The organism is Sphaerotilus hippei (assembly GCF_003201595.1).
Classification (GTDB): Bacteria; Pseudomonadota; Gammaproteobacteria; order Burkholderiales; family Burkholderiaceae_C; genus Sphaerotilus; species Sphaerotilus hippei.
In genome coordinates, this window is record NZ_QJJS01000014.1 from 103,155 (window position 1) to 126,197 (window position 23,043).

Sequence of the window (23,043 nt, forward strand, 5' to 3'; positions counted from 1 at the left end):
GGGGGGGCGTGGAAGGAATTCAGGCGGCCGCTTCGGTGCCGCTGGTGAAGGCACCCTGGCGGATCTGCGCATCACCGCGGACCTGGTGGGTGATGGCACCGCTGGCGATGCGCTGGCGGTAGTCGGAGAACCAGGACAGCGCGGCCTTCTCGATGAACTCGTGGGCGTACTGGTCGACCGGCTCGATGCCGGCGGCCTTCAGCTCGTCCCGCGGGCAGGCGCCGATCTTGGAGACCAGCACGGCGTGGCAGTCGTTGATCGCGCTGACCACCGAGGGCAGAGCCTCGTCCTCGCCATAACCGCCCTGGCAGTACAGGTCGACGCGGCGGTGGCCGACGAACAGCGCCTCGGCCTTGCTGACCTCGAAGATCTGGAACTCGGTGGCGTGGCCGAAATGCTGGTTGACCTTGCCATGGCCTTCGGTGGCCACGGCCACCAGCACCTTGATGCTGGGGTCCACGCCGTCGTCGGCCTGGGCGGCGACCAGCGCGGCGCGCTTGGCGTCGACCTGGGCCTGGCGTTCGGCCTCGACCTTGTCCTGGTAGGTGCGGCGCTTGTCCAGGTCGTAGACGATCTCCATCTCCTCGATCTTGTCGAGGGTGAACTCCTCGGAGCGGTCCTCGCCCAGCAGGCCCACCGCATCGGCACGGCACTGGCGGCAATGCCGCATCAGGTTGGCGCCGCCCATGCAGGCGTCCTGCACGGCCTTGAGCTCCTGCGCGGTCGGGCCGCGCTGGCCGTTCAGGCCGAACCAGGTGCCGTGCTCGGCCTCGCTGATCAGCGGCATGATGTTGTGCAGGAAGGCGCCGCGCTTCTTGACCTCGCGGTTCACCTCGATCAGGTGCTCGTCGTTGATGCCCGGGATCAGCACCGAGTTGATCTTGGTGAGCACGCCGCGCTCGGTCAGCATCTCCAGGCCCTTCATCTGCTGCTCGTGCAGGATGCGGGCGGCCTCGACGCCGGTGACGCGCTTGTGCTCCCAGAAGATCCACGGATAGATCTTGGCGCCGACCTCCGGATCGACCATGTTGATGGTGATCGTGACGTGGTCGATGTTGTACTTGCAGATCTCGTCGACCAGCGCCGGCAGCGCCAGGCCGTTGGTCGACAGGCACAGCTTGATGTCGGGCGCCTGCTCCTGCAGCATCTTGAAGGTGGCGAAGGTCTTGGTCGGGCTGGCCAGCGAGTCGCCGGGGCCGGCGATGCCCAGCACCGTCATCTGCGGGATCTCGCTGGCGACGGCCACGACCTTCTTGACCGCCTGCTCGGGCGTCAGCTTCTGGCTGACGACACCGGGGCGGCTCTCGTTGCTGCAGTCGTACTTGCGGTTGCAGTAGTTGCACTGGATGTTGCAGGCCGGCGCCACCGCCACGTGCATGCGGGCGTAGTGGTGATGGGCCTCTTCCGAGTAGCAGGGGTGGTTCTTGACCTTGTCCCAGATCTCCTGGGGCATGTCGTCGGGACCGGCCGACGTGCCACAGCTGGCCTTGCCCTCGCCGCCGGTGGTGCCGCAGCCTCCACCGGTTTCGATGACCTCGCTGACTGCCTTGTGACCTTTTCGCAGGTCACCGATCGAAACGAATGCCGTGGTGCTGGACATGGGCTTGCCTTTGGGACGTCAGTGGTACGTGCAACCCTCATTGCGAGAGCCGTGCCAAGCCGTCCGATGGCAAATACACCAGACAAATCAATCGGTTGCGCTGGATCAAGGCGCATGTCGGGATGTGCGGATCGCGACAAAGTCGACAGATCGCGGCGGGGCCGCGACAAAGCCCCGGGCGCGCCGCAGCGGCCGAAGCCGATGCACCGAGGTGCCGGCGGGCCGCGGGCTCAGTCGAGCTGCAGGCCGATCTTCTTGACCAGGCGGCCGAAGCGCGCGCCTTCGCTGCGCATGAAACGGCCGGCCTCCTCGGGGCTGCTCATGCGGATCTGGTTGCCCTGGCGCAGCATCGCCTCCTTGACCTCCGGCGCGTTGAACGCGGCGCTGAAGGCGGCATGCAGGCGCCGCACCTCGGCCGCCGGCAGCCGGGCCGGGCCGACGATGGCGAACCAGCCTTCGGCCTCGGCACCGGGCAAGCCCTGTTCGGCCAGCGTGGGCAGGTCCGGGGCCGCGGCGATGCGCTCGCGGCTCATGACGCCGATCGCCCGCAGCGCGCCGCTGCGCAGGTGCGGCTGCACCACCACCAGCGCGCTGACGCCCATCTCGACCTGGCCGCCCAGCAGGTCGGCGATCTGCGGGCCGGTGCCCTTGTAGGGAATGTGGCGCGCGCTGGCGCCCATCTCCTCGACCACCAGCTCGCCGGCCAGGTGGACGATGGTGCCGTTGCCGGCCGAGCCGTAGTTGTAGCCGTCAGGTCGGGCCTTGAGCAGCGCGGCCAGCTCCTTGACGTTCCTGGCCGGCACCTTCGGGTGGACCACCAGCACCATCGGCGAACTGCCGCCGATGGCGATCGGGGTGATGTCCTCGTAGGTGTCGTAGGGCAGCTTCTTGTAGACGCTTGGGTGGACGACGTGGTTGTTGGACAGCACGCCGAGGGTCAGCCCGTCCGGCGCGGCCTTGACCAGGGCGGACGTGCCGGTGATGCCTCCGGCGCCGGGCAGGTTGTCGATCACCACCGGCTGGCCGCCGAGCGCCTTGCTCAGCGCGCCCTGGGTGGCCCGCATGATGGTGTCCACGGCCGAGCCGGCGCTGACCGGCAGGATCAGGCGCAGCGGCGCGGTGGAGGTCTCGGCGCGCACCGGCAGGGCGGTGGCCAGCAGGGCCGGGGCGGCCCCCAGCAGCAGGCGGCGTTTCAGGTCGGGGTTCATGGGCGGGTCTCCGGGCAACGGGGATCGGGAAGCACGCGGCCGCGCCGCGCCTGGTTGGCCTTCTGGTGAGCCCTCTGGTGACACAGGCTGGTGCGCACGCGCGCCCCTGAACGGCACGCCGATCCCCCGATGTCGGGCATCGTTGCACGTTCTTGTCGGATTTCGGACAGGCACGTGACGTGCATGTGACAGATGTGCTTGGTTCCCGGGGCGGACTTGCCCTAAGGTGGTGACGTGCTCCATCGAGCGCAGCACCGCCCGGACCGGATCGTGCACCGAACTGCCATCGAACTGCCATGTGCCTCATCATCAAGAAGCCCGCTGGACGCCAGATCGCCACCGATTTCCTCGCCAACGCCTGGCAGCACAACAGCCACGGCTGGGGCAGCTTCCATGTGCAGCGCGGCCAGCTGATCCGGTCGCGGGGCATGGCCTTCGAGGAACTGGTCGACCACAACGCCGGGCTGCCGGACGACACCGAGGTCTACGTGCACCTGCGCCACGCCACGCGCGGGGCGATCTGCCCGGACATGGCCCATCCCTACGTGGTGCGCGACGGCCTGATGCTGATGCACAACGGCACGCTGACGCACCTGGCGCTGCGTGACGCCGCGGTCAGCGACACCTGCGAATTCGCCGCCCTGCTGCGCGACATGCTGTCGGGCCTGAGCGATGCGCAGGCCGCCGCGCTGATCCGCTCGCAGGGCTTCTCGCGCCTGCTGGCCCCGATGGTCGACGGCTCGATGGTCGTGCTGCTCGACGAGCAGGGCGCCGTGCGCCTGGGCCGCGGCTGGCACCAGCTGCAGCCGGGCGACTGGCACGACACGATGACCGGCCTGGAGGTCTCCAACGACCGCCGCTGGAGCCGGCTGCACGAGGTGGCCGCGCCGCTGGCGGCCTGAGTTCAGTCCACCGGGCGGCGATCGCCCGGTCGAAGGCCCTGCCACGCCTGGCGGATGGCATCGTCGAGCTGGCGGTAGCGCCGGCCCGCGTGCTCGTAGAGCACACCGTCGAAGCGGATCGAGAATTCGTCCAGCACCCGGTCCCGCTCCAGCTGCGCAGCGATCTCGGTGGCGGTGCGCGCCGGACGGAAGGGGATGGCGGGACACGGCAGGGTGCTGCCGGCCTTGCGGTGGGTTCGGGTCATGCCGTCAGTCTGGGCGCGGCGGCACGCCCTGTCTGTGGGCCACGGCACACAGGCGGACACCGACGGATCCGAGCCCGCGCATCGCCCCCTGCGTGCGTCAGCGCACCGACGTCAGCCCCGCCTGAGCCCAATCTGGCCGTCCGGATCCCCGAACCATGGATGGACGACACGATGACCTGCTCACGCCTGCCTCGAAACCCCGACCGCCCGACGGCGATCGCCCGCCTGCCCGTGCTGCTCGCCAGCCTGGGCCTGCTGCTGCTGGGCGCCTGTGCCAGCACACCCCCACCCACCGCGCAGATGGCGGTCTCGACCGCCGCGCTGGCCCACGCCGCCGGGGCGGGTGGCAACGAGTGGGCACCGGTGGAGATGCGCTCGGCGCGCGACAAGCTCGACCGGGCCCGGGCGGAGATGAGCGCCGAGCACCACGACCGCGCGCGGTCGCTGGCCCAGAAGGCCCAGGTCGATGCGCAGCTGGCCGAGGCCAAGGCCGAAGCGGCCAAGGCCCGCAAGGCCGCCGTCGAGGTGCAGGAAGCCGCGCGGGTGCTGAGCGAAGAGATGGCTCGCCAGCCCCGTTGATCGATGTCGAACCAGGAGCCGACCATGAAACAGCAATGCCGCTACATCCTGACCCTCACCGCCGCAGTGGCGATGGGCACCCTGGCTGCCTGCAGCAGCGCGCCGACGGCCAACACCCAGCTCGACCAGGCCCGCAGCGACTACCGTGCCGCGCAGGACAACCCGCAGGCCCGCGAACTGGCCAGCGTCGAGCTGCGGCAAGCCGCGGACGCACTGAACCAGGCCGATGCGGCATGGACCCGCCGTGACCTGCCGGCCGAGGTCGATCACTGGGCCTATCTGGCCCGCCAGCGGATCGCGATCGCCCAGGAGACCGGCCAGCAGAAGGCCGCCGAGCAGGCCGTGGCCAACGCCAACCAGGTGCGTGACCAGCTGCGCCTGGCCGCCCGCACCAGCGAGGTCGACGTGGCCCGGCGCAGCGCGGACGTGGCACAGCAGCAGGCCAGCAGCGTCCAGGTGCGCAACAGCCAGCTGGAGGCGCAGCTCAAGGCACTCAACGCCAAGCCGACCGATCGGGGCATGGTGATCACCATCGACGACGTGCTGTTCGACACCGGCGGAGACCGGCTCAAGTCCGGCGGCCTGCGTGGCATGGACCGGCTGGTGGCCTTCCTGAAGGCCTACCCGCAGCGCAAGGCGATGGTCGAGGGCTTCACGGACAGCGTCGGCAGCGATGCGCACAACCAGGCCCTGTCGGACCGGCGGGCCGAAGCGGTGCGCACCGCGCTGGTGGGCATGGGCATCGGCAGCGAGCGGCTGACCAGTCAGGGTTATGGCGAGGCCCATCCGGTGGCCGGCAACGACAGCGCGGGCGGACGGCAGATGAACCGCCGCGTCGAGATCGTGCTGTCCGACGACAGCGGCACGATCGCCCCCCGCTGACCGGGGGCGGCCGGCCTCCCGCCGCGGGAAGGCCGGCCGCACGCCCGCCGGGCGGTCAGTCCTGGTAGGCGACCTCGCCGTGCGCGTGCAGGTCCAGCCCCTCCCGCTCGGATTCCGTCGACACCCGCAGGCCGAAGACCAGGTCGGCGACCTTGAAGGCGAGGAAGGACACCACGCCCGACCACACGACCGTGATCAGCACCGCCTTGGCCTGGATCCAGACCTGGCTGGCGATGGAATAGGCCTCGGGGGCGATGATGCTCACGCTGACCCAGTCGGTCACGAAACCGGGGCCGCCCAGGCCGGGCGCGTTGAACACCCCCGTCAGCAGCGCGCCGAGGATGCCGCCGACCCCGTGCACGCCGAAGACGTCCAGCGAGTCGTCGGCACCGAGCAGCTTCTTCAGGCCGGTGACCCCCCACAGGCAGACCAGCCCGGCCAGCAGGCCGATCAGCAGCGCGCCGCCCAGGCCGACGTTGCCGGACGCCGGCGTGATCGCCACCAGCCCGGCGACCGCCCCCGAGGCTGCGCCCAGCATCGAGGCCCGGCCCTTGACCAGCACCTCGCCCAGGCACCAGGCCAGCACGGCCGCGGCCGTGGCCAGCAGGGTGTTGATGAAGGCCAGCGCCGCCACCCCGTTGGCTTCCAGCGCCGAGCCGGCGTTGAAGCCGAACCAGCCCACCCACAGCAGGCCGGAGCCGACCATCGTCAGCGGCAGGTTGTGCGGCGCCATCAGCTCCTTGCCGTAGCCCACACGCGGGCCGAACAGCCAGGCGCCCACCAGGCCCGCCACGGCGGCATTGATGTGCACGACGGTGCCGCCAGCGAAGTCCAGCGCGCCCATCTGCCAGATGAAACCGGCCTTGGCGTTCATCGCGTCGACCACGTCGGCGCTGGCGTAGGCATCGGGCCCCATCCAGTACCAGACCATGTGGGCGATCGGCGCATAGCTGAAGGTGAACCACAGCACCATGAACAGCAGCACCGCCGCGAAGCGGGCACGCTCGGCGAAGGCGCCGACGATCAGGCAGCAGGTGATGCCGGCGAACGTCGCCTGGAAGGCGGCGAAGACGATCTCGGGGATGTAGACGCCCTTGCTGAAGGTCGCGGCCGGCACGAAGGTGCCGGCGACGTGGTCCCAGAGGCCCTTCATGAACAGGCGGTCGAAGCCACCGATGAAGGCGTTGCCCTCGGTGAAGGCCAGGCTGTAGCCGTAGACGGCCCACAGCACGACGATCAGCGAGAAGGTGACGAACACCTGCATCAGCACCGACAGCATGTTCTTGGCGCGCACCAGGCCGCCGTAGAACAGCGCCAGGCCCGGAACGGCCATCAGGATGACCATCAGGGTCGACAGCATCATCCACATCGTGTCGCCCTTGTCGATCACGGGTGCGGGCGCCGCTTCCGGCACGGCCAGCGTGATCTCGACCCGGCGGGCCTGCTCGCCCTCGCCGGCGGTCACGTCATCGGGCTTCTGCAGCACGATGCGCTCCTCGTCCAGGCCGGCCGCCTTCAGCGCGGCCGCGACGGCCAGCGCCCGCTGGCGGGCCAGGGCCTGGTTGGCCTCGGGCGAGCCGGTGGCGTCGACGAAGCCCGACAGCAGCACCTTCGCGTCGGGGTGGGCCGCCAGGAAATCGAGCACCGGCTTCAGGTCGGCCTCGGCCGGCACGGTGGCCTGGCCGCTCTCGAACAGCACCCGGGTGCCGGGGAAGTCCTCGGCGGCCAGCGCCATCGAACTCAGGAGCAGGCTGGTGCAGAGCAGCAGCCATCGGAGCATGCGCGTCATGGGGTCTCTTTCAGGGTCCGTGGGTTCATCAGAGTGCGTCGGTGCCGACCTCGCCGGTGCGGATGCGCACGACCTGCTCGAGCGTGGACACGAAGATCTTGCCGTCGCCGATCTGGCCGGTGCGGGCCGTCGCGACGATGGCATCGATGGCCAGCTCCAGCAGGCCGTCGTCGATGGCCGCCTCGACCTTCACCTTGGGCTGGAAATCCACCATGTACTCCGCACCGCGGTACAGCTCGGTGTGGCCCTTCTGGCGGCCGTAGCCCTTGACCTCGGTGACGGTGAGCCCGCGCACGCCGACGGTGGCGAGCGCTTCGCGCACGTCGTCGAGCTTGAACGGCTTGATGATGGCGACGAGCAGTTTCATGGTCTCCTCCCGGGTGGACGGATCGAGCACAGACAGCCTGGGGAGATAAGCACCTTCTGCGCCAAAGGGCATTTTTCGTGAAATGCCTCACGGACTCACCGGTGGACGCGCACGCTGGCACCGCGCTGGTGCGGATCCCGGGCGTCACCACGCCGGGTGGGCCGTCGTGGCGCATCGGGCGTGGCGGCACCGGTCCGGGTCAGCGGATCGGCGTGTCGTGCAGCAGCGGGATCAGCAGGGTGCTCTGCGGGGGCAGGTCGACCCAGGCCAGCCACTCGCCGGGCCACAGCAGCCGGGTGTCGGCCGGCACCAGGGCCTCGACGGCCCGCAGCGTCGGACCGCGCAGCAGCAGGAAACGCATCGTGCGCCCGTCGCGACGCAGCGTCAGCTCCGCCTGGGGCCAGTGCGAAGGCAGGCAGGGGTGAAAGCGCAGGCGGTGGGCCTCCAGCTGCAGGCCGAGGATGGACTCGACCGCCGCCCGGTGCATCCAGGCGGCGGCCCCGGTGTACCAGCTCCAGCCGCCCCGGCCGGTGAACGGCGGCTGCGAGCAGACGTCACCCGCCATCACGTAGGGCTCGATGCCGTAGACCGCCCGCTGCGCCGGGTGGGCCGCCCGGTGGGCGGGGCTCAGCCAGGTGAAGCAGCGGTAGGCCAGGTCGGTGGCCGCGCGCGGATCGGCCAGGGTCTGCGCATGACGGGCCAGGGCCATCACGGTCCAGGCCCCGGCGTGTGAATACTGGCCGCCGTTCTCGCGCACCCCGGGCGGGTAGGCCTGGATGTAGCCCGCGCTGGGCACGGCATGGGCCAGCGGCGGGTCGAGCAGGCGCACCAGCCCGGCGACCGGGTCGAGCAGATGCGCCTCCACCGCCGCCAGCGCCATGCCCTGCATGGCCGGCGGCGCCACGCCGGACAGCACGGCCCAGGCCTGGGCGATCAGGTCGATGCGCGCCTCGGCATCGGCCTGCGAGCCCAGGGTCTGTCCGCCGTCGAAGAACGCCCGCCGGAACCACTGGCCATCCCAGGCCGGCCCCAGCAGGGCCGTGGTCCAGCCCTCGGCGGCCTCGGTCCAGCGCCGGGCCCGGTCGGACTCGCCACGCTCGCGGGCCAGCGGCGCGAAGTCGGCCACCAGCTGGCACAGGAACCAGCCCAGCCAGACGGACTCGCCCCGCCCCTCGTGGCCGACGCGGTTCATGCCGTCGTTCCAGTCGCCGCTGCCCATCAGCGGCAGGCCGTGCGCGCCCACGCGCAGGCTGCGGTCGATGGCCCGCGCGGCGTGTTCATAGACCGTGGCCTGCTCGGCGCTGACGCTCGGGGTGGCGTAGGCGTCCTCGGCGCCCTCGGGGATGGTGACGCCCTCGATGAAGGGTACCCGCTCGTCGAGCAGGGTGCGGTCGCCGGTGACGCGCAGGTGGTGCACGCAGGCATGGGCCAGCCACAGCAGGTCGTCGGAAAAATGGGTCCGCACCCCGGCCCCGCCGGGCAGGTGCCACCAGTGCTGCACGTCCCCTTCGACGAACTGGCGCGAGGCGCAGCGCAGGATCTGCGCCCGCAGCATCGCCGGCTCGGCCCAGGCCAGCGCCATCGCATCCTGCAACTGGTCGCGGAAACCCGTCGCCCCGCCGGCCTGGTAAAAACCGGCCTTGGCCCAGAGCCGGCACGACACCGCCTGGTAGAGCAGCCAGCGGTTGACCATCACGTCGAACAGCGGGTCCGGGGTGCGCACGGTGGTCGCGCCCAGGAGCCGGTCCCAGTGCGCGGCCACCTGCTCCAGGCGCCGCTCCGGCGCGGTCGCGCCCGCGCGGACCACCAGCTGCCGCGCGGCCTGCGGGCTGTGCGCATGACCGAGCAGGAAGACCCGCTCGGCGCGCTCGCCGGGCCGCAGCAGCAGCCGCGTCGACAGCGCCGCGCACGGGTCCAGGCCCTCGCCCTCGGACTGGCCGAAGTGGTCGGGCAGCACCAGCCGGCCCCGGGCATCGAGGCACTCGCGGCGGTCGCAGGTCCAGTCGTGCTCGTCATCGCCGCCGAGCAGCGCGAGGAAGGCGGTGCCGTCACCGAAGCCGGCCGAGCGCTCGTGCTGCGTGCACAGCAGCGCGGTCAGCGGGTTCGCCGGGAGCGCCGGGCGGTAGAGCGCGGTGGAGACCGTGCTGCGGTCGCTGCGGTGGGCCCCCATCATCCATTCGGCCAGCCCGACCAGGCGCAGGTGCAGCGCCCGTGCGCCCCGGTGCATCAGTTGCACCCGCACCTGCTTGACCGCCAGCTGCGGATCGACGCACCAGGTGACGCAGACCTCCAGCTCGCCGTGGCGGTGGCTGATCTGGCTGCGGCCCGGGCCGTGCACGACCCGGTAGCCCGTCCCGGCCCGGCCCCAGGCCGACGCGCCCAGGCTCCAGACCTCCATCGAGCGGGTGTCCTGCAGCAGGAACCACTCGGACGGCGGATCGGCCACCGGGTCGTTGGACCAGGCGGTCAGCTGGTTCATGCGGCTGTTGACCGCCCAGGTGCAGCCGCCGGCGCTCTCCGACAGCTGGGCCCCGAAGTCCGGGTTGGACAGCACGTTGATCCAGGGCCGCGGCGGACGGCAGGTCATGCCGACCTCGAAGCCGAATTCGCCCGATCCGTCGGCGAAGCTGCCGACCGGCGCGGGCACCGCCACGGCCGGCCCGCGCGGGGTCGGCACCGGCGAGGTGGACAGGTCGTGGCGGCGCTCGAACGCCTCCTCGTGCTGCTCGATCCAGGCCTGCACATGGTGCAGCAGCGGGCGGCCGTCGGCCTGCAGGCTCAGCCGCGCCAGGCCATGCAGCGTGCTCAGCTCGTCGGCCGACAGCTCGTCGGCGCGCAGCAGGTGGAAGCTCGAGAGCGCGGCACCGGCCGGCCCGGTGCCCGTCCCGGTGTCGGCCTGGTAACGCTCGCGCAGCGCGGCGATCTCGCGGTGCAGGCCCTGGTGGTAGGAGGCCGGCTCGGCATTGATCACCACCAGGTCGCAGGCCACCCCGCCCCACGACCACAGGCGCAGCGCCTGCACCATCGAGCGCATCAGGCCCAGGCCCTGGGGCATGCCGGCCGTCACCACGACGATCGGCCGGTCGCCCGAGATGCCCAGGCGCCACAGCAGCCGCCGGTCGCGGACCGGCACCCCCTGGCCGTCGGCCCGGTCGGCACCGGTGGACGGCCGGCTCAGGCTGAACAGCAGCGCGGTGCTCAGCGTCTGCACGCAGGCGAACTGCTCGGCCCCGATGTTCAGCGCCCGCAGGCGGATGCCGGTCAACGTGGCCGACATCAGCGAGGCCCGCTGCACGTGGCGGGGCTGGCGGTACTTGTCGATCACCGCCGCCAGCGTGCCGCCGTCGTCGCAGACGGCCGTCGCCAGCGTCAGCCTGGCCTTGCTGCCCGGCAGGATGCGCAGGCGCACGGCCAGCGCGCAGACCGGATCCAGCCCGGTGTCGAGCAGGCGGTCGTGGGCCGGGGCCACCGCCAGTTCCCCCAGCGGCTGGCTGGCCAGCCGGTTGCGGCCCAGCCAGCGCTGCCGGTCGGTCTGCAACCGCAGGCCGACCACCTGCGGATCGGTGTCGGCCAGGAAATGCGCCGCATGCAGGCCACGCTCGGTGACCAGGCGCGGGCGCCGCTCGAACACCAGCGCCTGCGCACTCGCCAGCCAGCGCGCCCGCACGAACAGGTTGGTGAACGCGGGGTGGGCCTCGTCGGCCCGCGGGTCGGTCAGCGTCACGTCGAAGGTGGAGATCAGCTCGATGTCGAGCACCTGGTCGCCCAGGTTGCGCAGCTCGACCTGCCGGAACTCGATGTCGTCCTCCGGGCTGACCCAGACCGTCATGCTCGACTGCAGGTCGGGCCAGCTCGCGTCCAGGCTGACCCGGTCGGCGTGGAAGGTGCTCTGGTAGTCGGCCTCGGGATCGGGCGCCGGGTGCTGGGTGATCGACACCAGCTGCGCCTGCCGGTCGCGGCGCAGGTAGAAGAAGCTGCCGTGGGCGTCCCGCAGCGCATCGTCGCGCCAGCGCGTGATGCCCGCCGTGCCCCAGCGGCTCCAGCCCGCGCCGTTGGCACGCAGCGACACGCTGTAGCGGCCGTTGGACAGCAGGTGGGTGGGTGCCAGCGCGGTCGCGCCCGGGCGGACCTCGCGCAGCATGCCCGGGGTGCGCTGCTGCAGCACCTGCACCGGCGGGCCGGCCGGCGGAGCCGACAGCACCGACACCTCACGCGGCACACGTTCCTGCAGCAGCGACGACACCGCCTCGATGTGGGCATTGGCCATGCCCCAGCGCCGGGCGACGCCGTCGAGCAGCACATTGGCCAGAGCCACCAGGCTCATGCCCTGGTGGTGGGCCATGAAGGTGCCCACCGGCGTGACCACGCCGGCATCGACCTGGCGCACCGGCGTGAAGTCCAGCGCCTCGATGAAGCCGTAGCGGCCGCGGCCCGCCAGCGCCGTCAGCGCCAGGAAGTTGCCCACCGCGCGGTGGGCGTCGACCTGCGCGGCCAGCGCGGTCGCGTAGGGCGCGATGACCAGCTCGTCGGGCGGCGTGCGGCGCAGGGCCAGCCGCGGCACGCCCTGCGGGGCGTACTGGTAGGCCAGCGTGTGGTCCCGCCCGGCGTAGGCCGACTCGGAGATGCCCCAGGGCACGTGCTGGGCCTGGGCGAAGCCGATCTGCTCACGCAGCGCCGCGCAGCAGGCGTCGTGCAGCACGCTGCCGTGCGGCTCGGCCAGCACCAGCGTGGGCATCAGGTATTCGAACATCGAGCCCGACCAGGACCGCAGGCCGGCATGCACGCCCACGGCGTAGAACGGCCGGCCGAGCGAGGCCCAGTGGCTCACGGGCACGTCGCCCTTGGCGATGGCCAGCAGGCTGGTCAGCCGCGACTCGGAGGCCAGCAGGTCGTAGAAGCCGGCGTCGAGCTGCTGCTCGGCCACCCGGTAGCCGATGTGGAACAGGTGGCGCCTGGGGTGGTAGAGGAAGGCGAAGTCGGCCTGCCAGGCCATCTGCTCGCAGGTCCGCGCGAGGGCCTGCAGGCGCGCGGCCATGCGGGCTTCGCCGGAGGCCGGCGCCAGGGTCGTGGCCTGCTCGTCGCGCCAGAAGGTGCGCAGCGTGGCCAGGTGATCGCCCAGGCACCAGATCAGCTCGTCGCGGGCCGCGGGCAGGGCCGGCGGCACGGTGACCTCCGCCTCGCGCAGCGCGGACAGGGCCGCCAGCTCGGCGCCGGCCTCGTCGAGCAGGCCGGTGAAGGTGGCCGGATCGAGCCGCGCGAAGGCCGGTGGATCGGCCAGCTCGACCAGCCGGTCCAGCGCCGAGCCGGCCGGCAGCGTGGGCAGCAGCTCGCTCCAGCGCCGTGACCACGGGGCCAGGCGACGGGCCGAGGCCCCCAGCGCGCGCCGGATGGCGCCGGTGTCCGCCGGCGCGCGGGCCAGCTCCAGGCAGGCCTGGGCCACCGCCAGCAGGTGGCCGCTGAGGTTGCCGCTGTCGACGGTCGAGACGTACATCGGCAGCAGCGGCGCGCAGGTCTGCGTGTCGTACCAGTTCAGCAGGTGACCGCGGTGGCGGCTCAGGCTGGCCAGCGTCGCCAGCGTGGCCTCCAGGCGGTCGAGCAGGTCCTGCGTGCCGATCCAGCCGAACTGGCGCGCGCAGGCCGCGCTCAGCAGGTAGAGGCCGATGTTGGTCGGCGAGGTGCGGTGCGCGAGCATGTCGCCCGGCATGACCTGCAGGTTGTCGGGCGGCAGGTGGTGATCGTCCGGGCCGATGCAGCGCTCGAAGAAGCGCCAGGTGTCGCGGGCGATGCCCTCGAGCGTGCCGCGCTCGGGCTCGGGCAGCGCGGCCGCGCGCATCAGGTAGGGCCGGCTGACCCACCAGGTCCACACCGGCGAGGCCGCCCACAGCAGGCACAGCACGGTGGCCAGCTCCGGCACGGGCGTGCCGTGCCACAGCAGCCCGCCCAGCAGCAGCAGGGCGATGACCGGCTCGCTGCGGTGGCGCCGCAGCGCCGCGGCGAAACCGGTGCGCGCCGAGGCCTGCTCGGCTGCCGACGTGGTCCACTGCAGCAGGTGCCGGCGGCTGATGACCGTGCGGTAGATGGCCCGCACGATCGCGTCCCCCGCCTGCAGCGACTGCTGCAGCAGCTGGCCCAGATGCCACAGCCCGCCGCACACGGTGCGCAGCAGGTCGGTCGATCCGAGGCGGTAGAAGTGGCGCCGCGCCAGGTCCTCGCGCCCCGGCGACAGGCCGGCCACCGCCCCCATCAGCGGCCCGGAGACGAAGGCGGCCGCCACCAGCGCCAGGGCGGCCCAGGGGTCCACGACCTCGCCGGCCAGCGACATCAGCAGCAGCAGCAGCGACACCGGAGCCACCAGCGAGCGGCGCAGGTTGTCGAACATCTTCCAGCGGTTGACCGCCCGCAGCCGGTGACGCCGCGGCCGCAGCAGGAAGGGCAGCAGCTGCCAGTCGCCGCGGGTCCAGCGGTGCAGGCGTGCGGCCGCCACGTCGGCATGGAAGGGCGCCTCCTCGATCAGCGTGATGTCGGTCACCGCGGCACAGCGGGCCAGCGAGCCTTCCAGCAGGTCGTGGCTCAGCACCTGACCCTCGGGCAGCCGGGCCGACAGCACGGCATGCATGGCCTGCACCTGCAGCAGCCCCTTGCCGGTGAACGTGCCTTCGCCGAACAGGTCCTGGTAGACCTCGGAGGTCGCGGCGCTGTAGGGGTCGGTGCCGCAGCGCCCGGCGAACAGCCAGTGGTAGCGGGTCAGCTCGGCCAGTGCCGGCAGGGGCGTGACCACACGCGGCTGCAGGATGCCGTAGCCGCCGATGACCAGGTGCCGGTCGGGCGACAGGCGGGGCTGGTTGTGCGGGTGGGCGGCCACGCCCACCAGCTCGCGCAGCCGGCCCGGCGGCAGCTGGGTGTCGCTGTCGAGGGTCAGCAGATGGGGCGTGCCGGGGGCCGGGCGCGACAGTTCGCCCAGGTCGATGAAGCTGGTGTCGCGGCCGGTGGCCAGGGCGTCGAGCAGCTGCTCGAGCTTGCCACGCTTGCGCTCCCAGCCGATCCAGCGCTGCTCGGTCGGGCTGAAGCGGCGTTCGCGGTGCAGCACGATGAAACGCAGCAGCGCGGGCGCATCCGCCCGCGGCGGCATCGGCGCATGGCGGCCGTTGAGGGCCAGCACCTGCGCCTGGGCATCGGCCAGCAGCGCGGCGTCGGTGGGCCGCTGCGCGGTGTCGGCATCGGTCCAGTCGGTCAGCAGCGCCCACTGGGCCTGGCTTTCCGGATTGGCGAGGTGGTGCATCTCCAGCCGGTGCACCAGCTGCGCGGTGGACGCCGGATCGCTGAGCAGCCCCGGAATCACCACCAGCACCCGATGGGCCGCCGGAATGCCCGAGGCCAGGGCCAGCCGGGGCAGCCGGTCGGGCCGCACCGACTCGCCGATCAGCCGGTTCATCACCGCCACGACCGCCTCGGAGGCCGGAAAGACCAGCAGCAGCACGCCGAGCCCCTGCCACCAGGGCGAGTCGGCCGGGGTCGACCCGGGCGCCGGATGGTGTCGGCTCAACCAGGCCACGAGGGCGGCCGTGCCCAGCAGCAGCGCGCCCAGGTAGAGCGGGAACAGCGCGCCGCGCAGGCGCGTGCGCCAGCGCAGGGGCTCGTGGTCGGGCAGGCCCAGCGCCCTGGCCAGCTCGGGCCGCCCGGCACCGCCCAGCCAGTGGCCGGCCACCTCGGTGGCACTGCCCGGGGCGGCCATCGCCTGCATCAGGCCCAGCAGCGTGCGCGCCACCGCGACCTCGCTGCGCCGGCTGCGCCGGGCGAGCTGCTCGATCGCGTGCAGGGTCTGGTCGCGGGTGGCGGCATCCTCGCCCTCGAACACCGGCGAGGTCAGCATCACCTGCATCAGCGGGCTGGTGCGGGCCACCAGGTCCGGCCAGTCGGCGTCCCCGATCGCCCGCAGCGAGGTCACCGCGTTGCTCACGCTCAGGTTGTCGGCGGCCTGCTCGGCGCTCTGCCGGGTCAGCAGCGCGGCTGGATCGGGCAGCACGCGGCGCAGCCAGTCGTGGTGGCGCGTCGGGTCGGCATCACCCGGCGACGGGCGACGCTCCTGCAGCCGCTGCGCCATCTGCGCCAGGAACACCTGGGACAGGCCACGTCGCTCCATCAGGGACAGCAGCCGGTCGAGCTGGCCCGGGTCCATGCCCTCGAGCTCGTCGCAGCAGAGGTTGGCGGCCGCCCGGGCGGCCTTGCTCGTCGCCACCCGCTCGGCCAGGCGACGCAGGTTCTCGATCAGCACCACCCTCAGCGTGGTCGGCAGGGCCCACATCTCGCTGAGGTTGAGCTCGCGGCTGTCCTGGTAGGCGCGCAGGAAGTCGACCAGCAGATCGTCGTCGAAGGCGCCGTCGGTGTGCGCCACGAAGGCCCAGGCCACGCCGTAGACCCGTGGCAGACCGGCCAGCGGCTCGTCGATCAGCATCGGCAGGCTGCGGAAATAGCGGCGCGGCAGCCCCTCGTGGATCTCCTTGAGCTGCGCCTCGATCAGGTGGAAGTTGTCAAGCAGCCATTCGCCGGCGGGGCTGATGTCATAGCCCGTGCTGGCCTGCAGGCCGATGTAGGCATGCGCCTCGCGCAGCATGCGGATGTTGCTGCGCAGGCGCGGCACGAAGGTCGCGGTGCGCAGGCCCGCACGGGCGGCCCGGTGGGTCGTGCCCAGGCTGCGGCCGTGCTGCGCAAAACGCAGGGCGCCGAAGATCTCGGACCGGATCGGCGGCAGCACCGGTCCGCGCGCCACGTCGAGCAGCCGGCACAGCGCCGGGGAAGCCGCAGGGATCAGGCGCGACAGCGTCGGTGGCGCCATGCGTCAGATCACCATCAGCAGCGCACCGGCCAGCATCGCCACCGCGGCCAGCGTGGTCACGAAGCGGGAGGCGACAAAACCCTGCAGCCCGTCCGCCCCGCAGCGCAGCGCGAACATGCGCCCGCGCCCGGTGCGGCAGACCGTCAGGTGTTCGCCCAGCGCGGACAGCTCCATCGGCGAGGTCTCGGCACTGCCTCCATCGGAGGCCGTGGTCCAGCAGGCGTCGGCCCGGGTCTTGGTGTTCGTCATGAAGCGCTCCGCCCGCACGTCCCGGAGAGGGCGTGCGGTCAAGGGAAAAGGAAAGAAGCCGGTCACCGGATGCCCTGACAGGGCATCACGGGGGCTCAACGGGTGCCGGTCACCTCGATCTCGACCCGGCGGTCGGCTTGCAGGCAGGCGATCAGGCGGGCATTCGGGGTGTTGCCCTTGCAGTCCTGAGGCTGGGTCACTGGCATGGTTTCACCCCGGCCCGTGGCCGAGATCTTCATCGGGTCGACCTTGCCCGAGGTGACGAGATGGTCCTTGACCGACTCGGCGCGTTGCGTCGACAGTTTCTGCTTATACGCCGATGTGCCGAGGCAGGTGGCATCGAGCGCGCGGGCGACGTGGTCGAGCGGCCATCCGGCGCCAGGGCAGGCGGGGCCGCCGTCAAGGCGCCCATGGCGGCCAAGGTCGAGGACATGCCCCGCACGAGTGGAGATCATCCGATGCTTTCAGGCCAGGCGGGACTTCGGTGGTGCACGGACGCCGGAACATCCGGTGCCGCTCATCGAAGCCCCTTTTTAGGCTCACCGGATGAGCCCGTCTGTGCGCTGGCAGACCAAGACCCTGCCATCGCCCTTGCGAAACATCACCACTTGCTGCCGTCCCTGCGCATTCGCGGCCGCCTTGTGTGCGCTGGCGAACAGAGGGTGTTACCTTGGTTCCCTACAGTGAACGGTGCGCTGCGCACCCCGACAGGAAACCCGCCGATGACCTCCGACGCGATCAGCAACCAGCTTCTGGCCGCACTGCCGCCGCCCGAACGGGTGCGCTGGCAGCCCCGGCTCGAGCCGGTCGACCTGGTGCTGGGCCAGGTGCTCTACGAGTCCGGCGTGGCGCTGGGCCATGTCTACTTCCCGACCACGGCGATCGTCTCGCTGCTGTACGTGATGGAAGATGGCGCGTCGGCCGAGATCGCCGTGGTCGGGCACGAAGGCCTGGTCGGCATCTCGCTGTTCATGGGCGGCGAATCCACGCCCAGCCGTGCGGTGGTGCAGAGTGCGGGGCAGGGCTACCGGCTCAAGGCGGCCGACCTGAAGGAAGCCTTCAACCGCTCCGGACCCGTGATGCACCTGCTGCTGCGCTACACGCAGGCGCTGATCACGCAGATGGCCCAGACGGCGGTCTGCAACCGCCACCATACGCTGGACCAGCAGCTCTGCCGCTGGCTGCTGCTGAGCCTGGACCGGCTCCAGGGCAGCGAGCTGGTGATGACCCAGGAGCTGATCGCCAACATGCTGGGCGTGCGTCGCGAGGGCGTGACCGAGGCGGCGCTGAAGCTGCAGAAGCTGGGGCTGATCCGCTATGCGCGCGGGCGCATCTCGGTGCTCGACCGGCCGGGGCTGGAGGACCGCACCTGCGAGTGTTATGCCGTCGTCAAGAAGGAATACGACCGCCTGCTGCCCGACCGCCCGGCCACCTGAGCGGGGGGCCGGGTCATGCGCCCCTGTGTGGGCTGGGGCACAGTCGGGCGACGGGGCGAGGGGCAGACTGCAGCCTCGCATCGCCCCCTGCATCGCACGGCCGCGATCCCGGGACTCCCCCCGCCCGGCGGAGGCGCCCCTCCTGTCCGAGCATCCCCTGTGGCCCACCCCCAGAACCACCTGATCGAATCGCTGCCCCCGTCCGATCGCCAGCGCCTGCTCGAGCACTGCGAGCCGGTCGACCTGAGGCTCTCCGAGGTGGTGTGCGAGCCGGGCGAGGCCACCCGCCATGTGCACTTCCCGGTCGACGGCTTCATCTCGCTGGTCACCCGGATCGACGATCACCCGGGGCTGGAAGTCGGCATGGTCGGGCGCGAAGGCATGCTCGGCGCGCAGCTGATCCTGGGCGTGGACCGGACCCCGCTGCGGGCGCTGGTGCAGGGGCCGGGAGCCTCGCTGCGCATCGGCGCCACGGCCTTCCGGCGCGAGCTGGTGCGCAGCGGCGTGCTGCAGCGCCGCCTGCACCGCTACCTGTACGTGCTGATGGCCCAGCAGGCGGCCGCGGCGGCCTGCCTGCGCTTCCACCTCATCGCCTCACGCCTGGCGCGCTGGCTGCTGATGAGCCAGGACCGCGCCCACGCCGACCATTTCCACGTGACCCACGAGTTCCTGGCCTGCATGCTCGGCGTGCGCCGGGTCGGCATCACGGTGGCCGCCGGCGCACTGCAGCAGCGCGGGCTGATCCGCTACCACCGCGGCGAGCTCGAGGTGCTGGACCGGCCGGGGCTGGAGGCCGCCGCCTGCGGCTGCTACGCCGCCGACCGGCAGGTCTACCGCGACGTGATGCACGGGCCCGAGGAGCCTGGATGACCCGCCGGGCTTCGTTGGACAACGCACAGACGTCGATGCCGACCGCGGTCAAGCTGACATCAAGGCACGCCATCCGATGCGCTCGTTTCCATTCCAGGGAGGTCCTCCATGACCACGATCCAGAACGGCCCCGCGGTCCGTCAGCCGCATCACCCGCCCCGTGCGCGCCCGGCGGGCGGACCCTCGAGGCCGCGGGCCACGGACCTCGAAGGGGACACCGAGCCCATCCGCGACCACCCCGACAGCAGCGGCTTCATCGCGCTGCTGTCGGCCAACCGGGCCAGTGGCGGCACCGCCCGCGCCGACGACCTGGTGACGATGCTGGCGGACCTGCACGAGGGCGATCAGGTGTGCCTGGCGCGGCTGCTCGCCTCGGGCACCATCTTCGGCTTCGAATGGCGCCACGCCTTCTGGGTGCCGATGTTCCAGTTCAACCTGGACGACCTGAGCGTGCGGCCCGGGCCGCAGCAGGTGCGCGGCGAACTGCTCGGCCAGACGACGGACGGCTGGCACCTGGCTGCCTGGTTCGCCCGGCCCAACCCCTGGCTGGCCGGCCAGCGCCCGGCGGACCGGGTGGGATCGGACCTGCCCGCCGTGCTGGCAGCCGCCCGGGCCGATCACTTCGTCGCGACGCTCTGAGCGCGCGCCGACGCCAGGAGGACACGCCATGCCCCGTTGCCAGGACTGCAGCGCCGCCCCCACTCCACGCGCCCGGGCGACGGACGGCCCCGCCGGGGTGCCGTGCGCCGACTGGAACGCGCTGTTCGAGGCGATCCGGGATCGCCTTCAGGCGGCGGTGAGCGGCAGCGACGTCGCCCCCCCGCTGCGAACCTGCGTGTCCGAATGCCTCGACGCCTTCGGCCTGCTGCAGGCGATGCTCGACCAGGAGCGGGCCCGGGGGCACGAGACCGAGCAGGCGCTGTGCGGCGCCTGCACCGCGCTGTCGCAGGCCCGGGCCGAGCTCGTCGGCACGCAGGCCGGCGAGCTGCAGGCCCGCCACCTGGCGCTGCACGACGGCCTGACCTCGCTGCCCAACCGCCGCTACTTCAGCCAGCGCCTCGACCAGGCCCTGGCCCGGCACACCCGCGTGGCCGTGCTGTTCGTCGACCTGGACGACTTCAAGCCGATCAACGACCTGCACGGTCACGAGATCGGCGACGAGCTGCTGCGCATCATCGCCCACCGCCTGGCCCGGTCGATGCGCGCCGGTGACATGGTCGGACGCCTCGGGGGTGACGAGTTCGCCTGCCTGCTGGCCGACGAGCCCGATGCGGAGCAGCTGCGCCAGGTGGCCTGCAAGCTCTACGACACCGTGTCCGCCCCGCTGCAGCTGGGCGATCTGCAGCTGGTCGTGCACCCGAGCATCGGCATCGCGAGCTGCCCGACCGACGGCACCACCTCGCAGGCCCTGCTGCACAACGCCGACACCGCGATGTATGCCGCCAAGCGGCAGCGCTGCGGCCACGCCTTCTTCGAGCACGGCACGGCGCTGCCGCCCCCGCCCCCGCACACGGCGGCCGCGGCGACGCGACGCCCGAACCAGCCGCGGGGCTGATCGCACCGGAGGCGCACCGGGCGCGGTCCGGCCCGTGGCGCCAGGTCCGCAAGACAGGCCAGCACCACGGACCCGGACAGCGCATACTCGGGCGGTGAAAAAATCCGCCCCCCGACCGCAGCGCCGCCTCGTCGCCGCTCCCGCCGCATGATCCGGCTCGAACTCGGCCTCGAGCTGGCCTACGAGGTCGGCGACCGGGGTGCGGACTTCGTGTTCAACATCCACGCCGCCCACACCCCCTGCCAGAGGGTGCTCGACGAGCGCCTGGTGCTGAGCCAGCCGGTCGTGCCGCGCCTGCACGTCGATCCGGCCACCGGCAACCGGACGATGTTCCTGCACGCCGGACCGGGCGAGCTGAAGCTGGCCTACGACGCCACCATCGAGCTGTCGCATGCGGTGGCCGATCCCGCCGACCTCGCGGAGGTGCCGATCCAGCAGCTGCCCCCGGAGGTGATGACCTACCTCTACCCGAGCCGCTACTGCCAGTCGGACCAGCTGTTCCAGTTCGCCGGCCACGAGTTCGGGCACCTGCCGCAGGGCCACGCCCGGGCGCAGGCCATCCACGACTGGGTCGGCCAGCGGGTCACCTTCAGCTCCAACACCTCGAACGGCAACACCTCGGCGCTCGAGACGCTGGCCGACCAGGTCGGTGTCTGCCGCGACTTCGCTCACCTGATGATCGCGCTGTGCCGGGCGGTCAACCTGCCGGCCCGCTTCACCACCGGCACCGACTACGGCGCCGATCCGATCCTCGGCCCGCCGGACTTCCACGCCTACGTCGAGGTCTATCTGGGGGGGCGCTGGGTGATCTTCGATCCTTCGGGCACGGCCATCCCGATGGGCCTGGTGCGGCTGGCCACCGGCCGCGACGCGGCCGACGTGGCCTTCGCGACCATCTTCGGCGGGGTCGTCGCCCACCCGCCGGTCATCCGGACCGACGCCGTCGACGATCCGGCCCGGGGCCTGGTGCTGCCTCAGCACAGCCCTCAGGCGCTGTCGACCGACCTCGGCCCGGTCACCGACACCGGCGTCTGAGGTCCGGCGGGCCTGCGTGCGCTGTCGCACCGACGCCCGCGGCCCGACCCGCTACCTTGAACGCCTGCCGATGCGGCGCTCCGACCGGGGCCCACCCATCGGCGCGGGCGAGGGCAGGCATGCGGATCTTTGCGATGGAACACAGCCGGCTGGCCTACGGCGCGGACTTCGTGCTGTACGCCGGCTCGGTGCTGGCGATGCTGGCCTTCCTGCTGATGTGGGGCCCGCTGGCCGAGCAGTGGCCCGGCATCGCCGGTTTCACCGTGCTGGGGCTGGCGAGCTGGAGCGCGATCGAGTACGCGCTGCACCGCTTCGTGCTGCACGGGCTGCAGCCGTTCCGCCGCTGGCACGAGGATCACCACCGGCGCCCGCAGGCGCTGATCTGCACGCCGACGGTGCTCAGCGGCACGCTGATCGCCGGGCTGGTCTTCCTGCCCGCGCTGCTGCTGGGCGATCTGTGGCGCGCCTGCGGCCTGACGCTGGGCCTGCTGATCGGCTACCTGGGCTATGCGGTCACGCACCACGCCATCCACCACTGGCATGCCGATCGCGGCTGGCTGAGGCGGCGCCAGCGCTGGCATGCACGCCACCATCACCTCGGGCGACCCGGCTGCTACGGCGTGTCCAGCGCGTTCTGGGACCATCTGCTGGACAGCATCTGCCAGCCCGGTGCGCCCCGGCCGCACCCGAAGCCGTCGCCTCACCAGGAGCCGTAGCCCCGTCCGGGCGCGCTGGCCGCCACCCGCGGCTCGGTGCACAGCTCCGACAGCAGGCAGAGGTAACGCTGGATCGGTGGCACCGACTTGCCGGGCGTCCGGGCGAGGTCATCCCAGCGCCGAAGCGCCAAGGCCTGTGGCGCATGGGGCAGGGCCTCGAAGGCCGAGAGCTCCGGCTCGCTCATCGGGCCGCCCTGCAGGGCCAGCGTCTGCAGCGACGCCGGCGACAGGCTGCCCAGGTAGCGGGCGTCGGTGCGCACCAGATACCGCTTGGCCTGCACGTGCAGGCGCACCGGCTGGACCACGTCGGCGCCGAAGCCGCGGCTGAGGAAAGGCACGGCCCGCAGTTCGTGGGCATCGTCGATCAGGCCGCCACTGGGGGCGGCATCGATGAAATGGCCGATGTCGTGCAGGAAGGAGGCCGCCACCAGTTCGGGCGGCGCATCGGCCCATTCGGCCAGCTGCGCGCACTGCAGCGCATGGGCCAGGGCACTCACCGGCTCGCGCGGGGCGGCGCTGCAGGTGCGGGCACCAAACTCGAGGAACAGCGCCTCGATGCGTTCGACGAAATGCATGACACGCCTTGGACCGGACACGGGGCCCGATCGTCGGCCGGCGCCGTGACACCCTGGTGAGGCCCCGGTGAACCGGCGGTGACAGGCTGACAGCGCGTAGGAATTTTCCTGACAAGGGGGATGGCAAATGACGGACTCAAGTGACGGAAGTGACCCGATGTTCCGGTCCAGTTCTCCTCTTCACAATCCGTTTCACGTTGAG

Annotated in this window: 18 protein-coding genes; 9 read left to right on the forward strand and 9 right to left on the reverse strand. The window is 71.9% G+C overall.

The features are described 5' to 3' along the window. Positions 1-19: 19 nt before the first annotated feature. Positions 20-1,600 (reverse strand): nitrogenase cofactor biosynthesis protein NifB, encoded by a 1,581-nt coding sequence (gene nifB, locus C7444_RS14685; RefSeq protein WP_110401595.1) that lies wholly within the window; start codon positions 1,598-1,600, stop codon positions 20-22. Positions 1,601-1,830: 230 nt separating this feature from the next. Then, positions 1,831-2,808, reverse strand: coding sequence for a tripartite tricarboxylate transporter substrate binding protein (locus C7444_RS14690; RefSeq protein ID WP_110401596.1), 978 nt, complete (start codon positions 2,806-2,808; stop codon positions 1,831-1,833). 296 nt (positions 2,809-3,104) lie between these two features. On the opposite strand from C7444_RS14690, the gene C7444_RS14695 reads away from it, so the two are divergent. Then, positions 3,105-3,710, forward strand: a complete 606-nt coding sequence (locus tag C7444_RS14695; RefSeq protein ID WP_110401597.1) for a class II glutamine amidotransferase domain-containing protein — start codon at positions 3,105-3,107, stop codon at positions 3,708-3,710. Between the two features lie 2 nt (positions 3,711-3,712). On the opposite strand, the gene C7444_RS14700 is transcribed toward C7444_RS14695, so the two are convergent. Next, the gene (locus C7444_RS14700) at positions 3,713-3,955 is read right to left on the reverse strand and encodes a hypothetical protein (protein WP_110401598.1); all 243 of its coding nucleotides are present in this window, start codon (positions 3,953-3,955) and stop codon (positions 3,713-3,715) included. Between the two features lie 159 nt (positions 3,956-4,114). Here C7444_RS14700 and C7444_RS14705 point away from each other — a divergent pair, with 159 nt between their 5' ends. After that, positions 4,115-4,534, forward strand: coding sequence for a DUF4398 domain-containing protein (locus C7444_RS14705; RefSeq protein WP_245909585.1), 420 nt, complete (start codon positions 4,115-4,117; stop codon positions 4,532-4,534). 24 nt (positions 4,535-4,558) lie between these two features. Then, complete coding sequence (locus C7444_RS14710) at positions 4,559-5,416, forward strand: OmpA family protein (RefSeq protein WP_110401621.1); 858 nt, start codon at positions 4,559-4,561, stop codon at positions 5,414-5,416. Between the two features lie 55 nt (positions 5,417-5,471). Here C7444_RS14710 and amt read toward each other — a convergent pair whose 3' ends face one another. From amt to C7444_RS14735, 5 genes are all read right to left on the reverse strand, one after another. Continuing rightward, on the reverse strand, positions 5,472-7,205 hold the full coding sequence (gene amt, locus C7444_RS14715; RefSeq protein WP_211317571.1) for an ammonium transporter: 1,734 nt from the start codon (positions 7,203-7,205) through the stop codon (positions 5,472-5,474). A gap of 28 nt (positions 7,206-7,233) precedes the next feature. Beyond that, positions 7,234-7,572, reverse strand: coding sequence for a P-II family nitrogen regulator (locus C7444_RS14720; protein ID WP_110401599.1), 339 nt, complete (start codon positions 7,570-7,572; stop codon positions 7,234-7,236). A gap of 199 nt (positions 7,573-7,771) precedes the next feature. Then, entirely contained in the window at positions 7,772-16,405 is an 8,634-nt protein-coding gene (locus C7444_RS20695) for a glycoside hydrolase family 94 protein (RefSeq protein WP_245909586.1), read from the reverse strand. 3 nt (positions 16,406-16,408) lie between these two features. After that, positions 16,409-16,654 (reverse strand): hypothetical protein, encoded by a 246-nt coding sequence (locus tag C7444_RS14730; RefSeq protein WP_146219406.1) that lies wholly within the window; start codon positions 16,652-16,654, stop codon positions 16,409-16,411. 95 nt (positions 16,655-16,749) lie between these two features. Beyond that, positions 16,750-17,109 carry an OmpA family protein gene (locus tag C7444_RS14735; RefSeq protein WP_110401601.1) on the reverse strand — a complete coding sequence of 120 codons (360 nt, stop codon included), beginning with the start codon at positions 17,107-17,109 and terminating at the stop codon, positions 16,750-16,752. A gap of 267 nt (positions 17,110-17,376) precedes the next feature. Here C7444_RS14735 and C7444_RS14740 point away from each other — a divergent pair, with 267 nt between their 5' ends. The 6 genes from C7444_RS14740 to C7444_RS14765 all read left to right on the forward strand — a co-directional run bounded on the left by C7444_RS14740 (position 17,377) and on the right by C7444_RS14765 (position 22,266). Further along, the gene (locus C7444_RS14740; RefSeq protein WP_110401602.1) at positions 17,377-18,090 is read left to right on the forward strand and encodes a Crp/Fnr family transcriptional regulator; all 714 of its coding nucleotides are present in this window, start codon (positions 17,377-17,379) and stop codon (positions 18,088-18,090) included. Positions 18,091-18,249: 159 nt separating this feature from the next. Then, entirely contained in the window at positions 18,250-18,960 is a 711-nt protein-coding gene (locus C7444_RS14745; protein ID WP_110401603.1) for a Crp/Fnr family transcriptional regulator, read from the forward strand. A gap of 108 nt (positions 18,961-19,068) precedes the next feature. Then, a complete protein-coding gene (locus C7444_RS14750) occupies positions 19,069-19,599 on the forward strand; it encodes a hypothetical protein (RefSeq protein WP_110401604.1) in 531 nt (176 codons plus the stop codon). A gap of 28 nt (positions 19,600-19,627) precedes the next feature. Next, complete coding sequence (locus C7444_RS14755; protein WP_110401605.1) at positions 19,628-20,515, forward strand: GGDEF domain-containing protein; 888 nt, start codon at positions 19,628-19,630, stop codon at positions 20,513-20,515. 147 nt (positions 20,516-20,662) lie between these two features. Continuing rightward, the gene (locus C7444_RS14760; RefSeq protein ID WP_110401606.1) at positions 20,663-21,550 is read left to right on the forward strand and encodes a transglutaminase-like domain-containing protein; all 888 of its coding nucleotides are present in this window, start codon (positions 20,663-20,665) and stop codon (positions 21,548-21,550) included. Between the two features lie 134 nt (positions 21,551-21,684). Beyond that, the gene (locus C7444_RS14765) at positions 21,685-22,266 is read left to right on the forward strand and encodes a sterol desaturase family protein (protein WP_211317572.1); all 582 of its coding nucleotides are present in this window, start codon (positions 21,685-21,687) and stop codon (positions 22,264-22,266) included. Here C7444_RS14765 and C7444_RS14770 read toward each other — a convergent pair. Next, the gene (locus C7444_RS14770; RefSeq protein ID WP_211317573.1) at positions 22,251-22,841 is read right to left on the reverse strand and encodes an HD domain-containing protein; all 591 of its coding nucleotides are present in this window, start codon (positions 22,839-22,841) and stop codon (positions 22,251-22,253) included. The two genes, C7444_RS14765 and C7444_RS14770, sit on opposite strands and share 16 nt — an antisense overlap. Positions 22,842-23,043 lie beyond the last annotated feature (202 nt).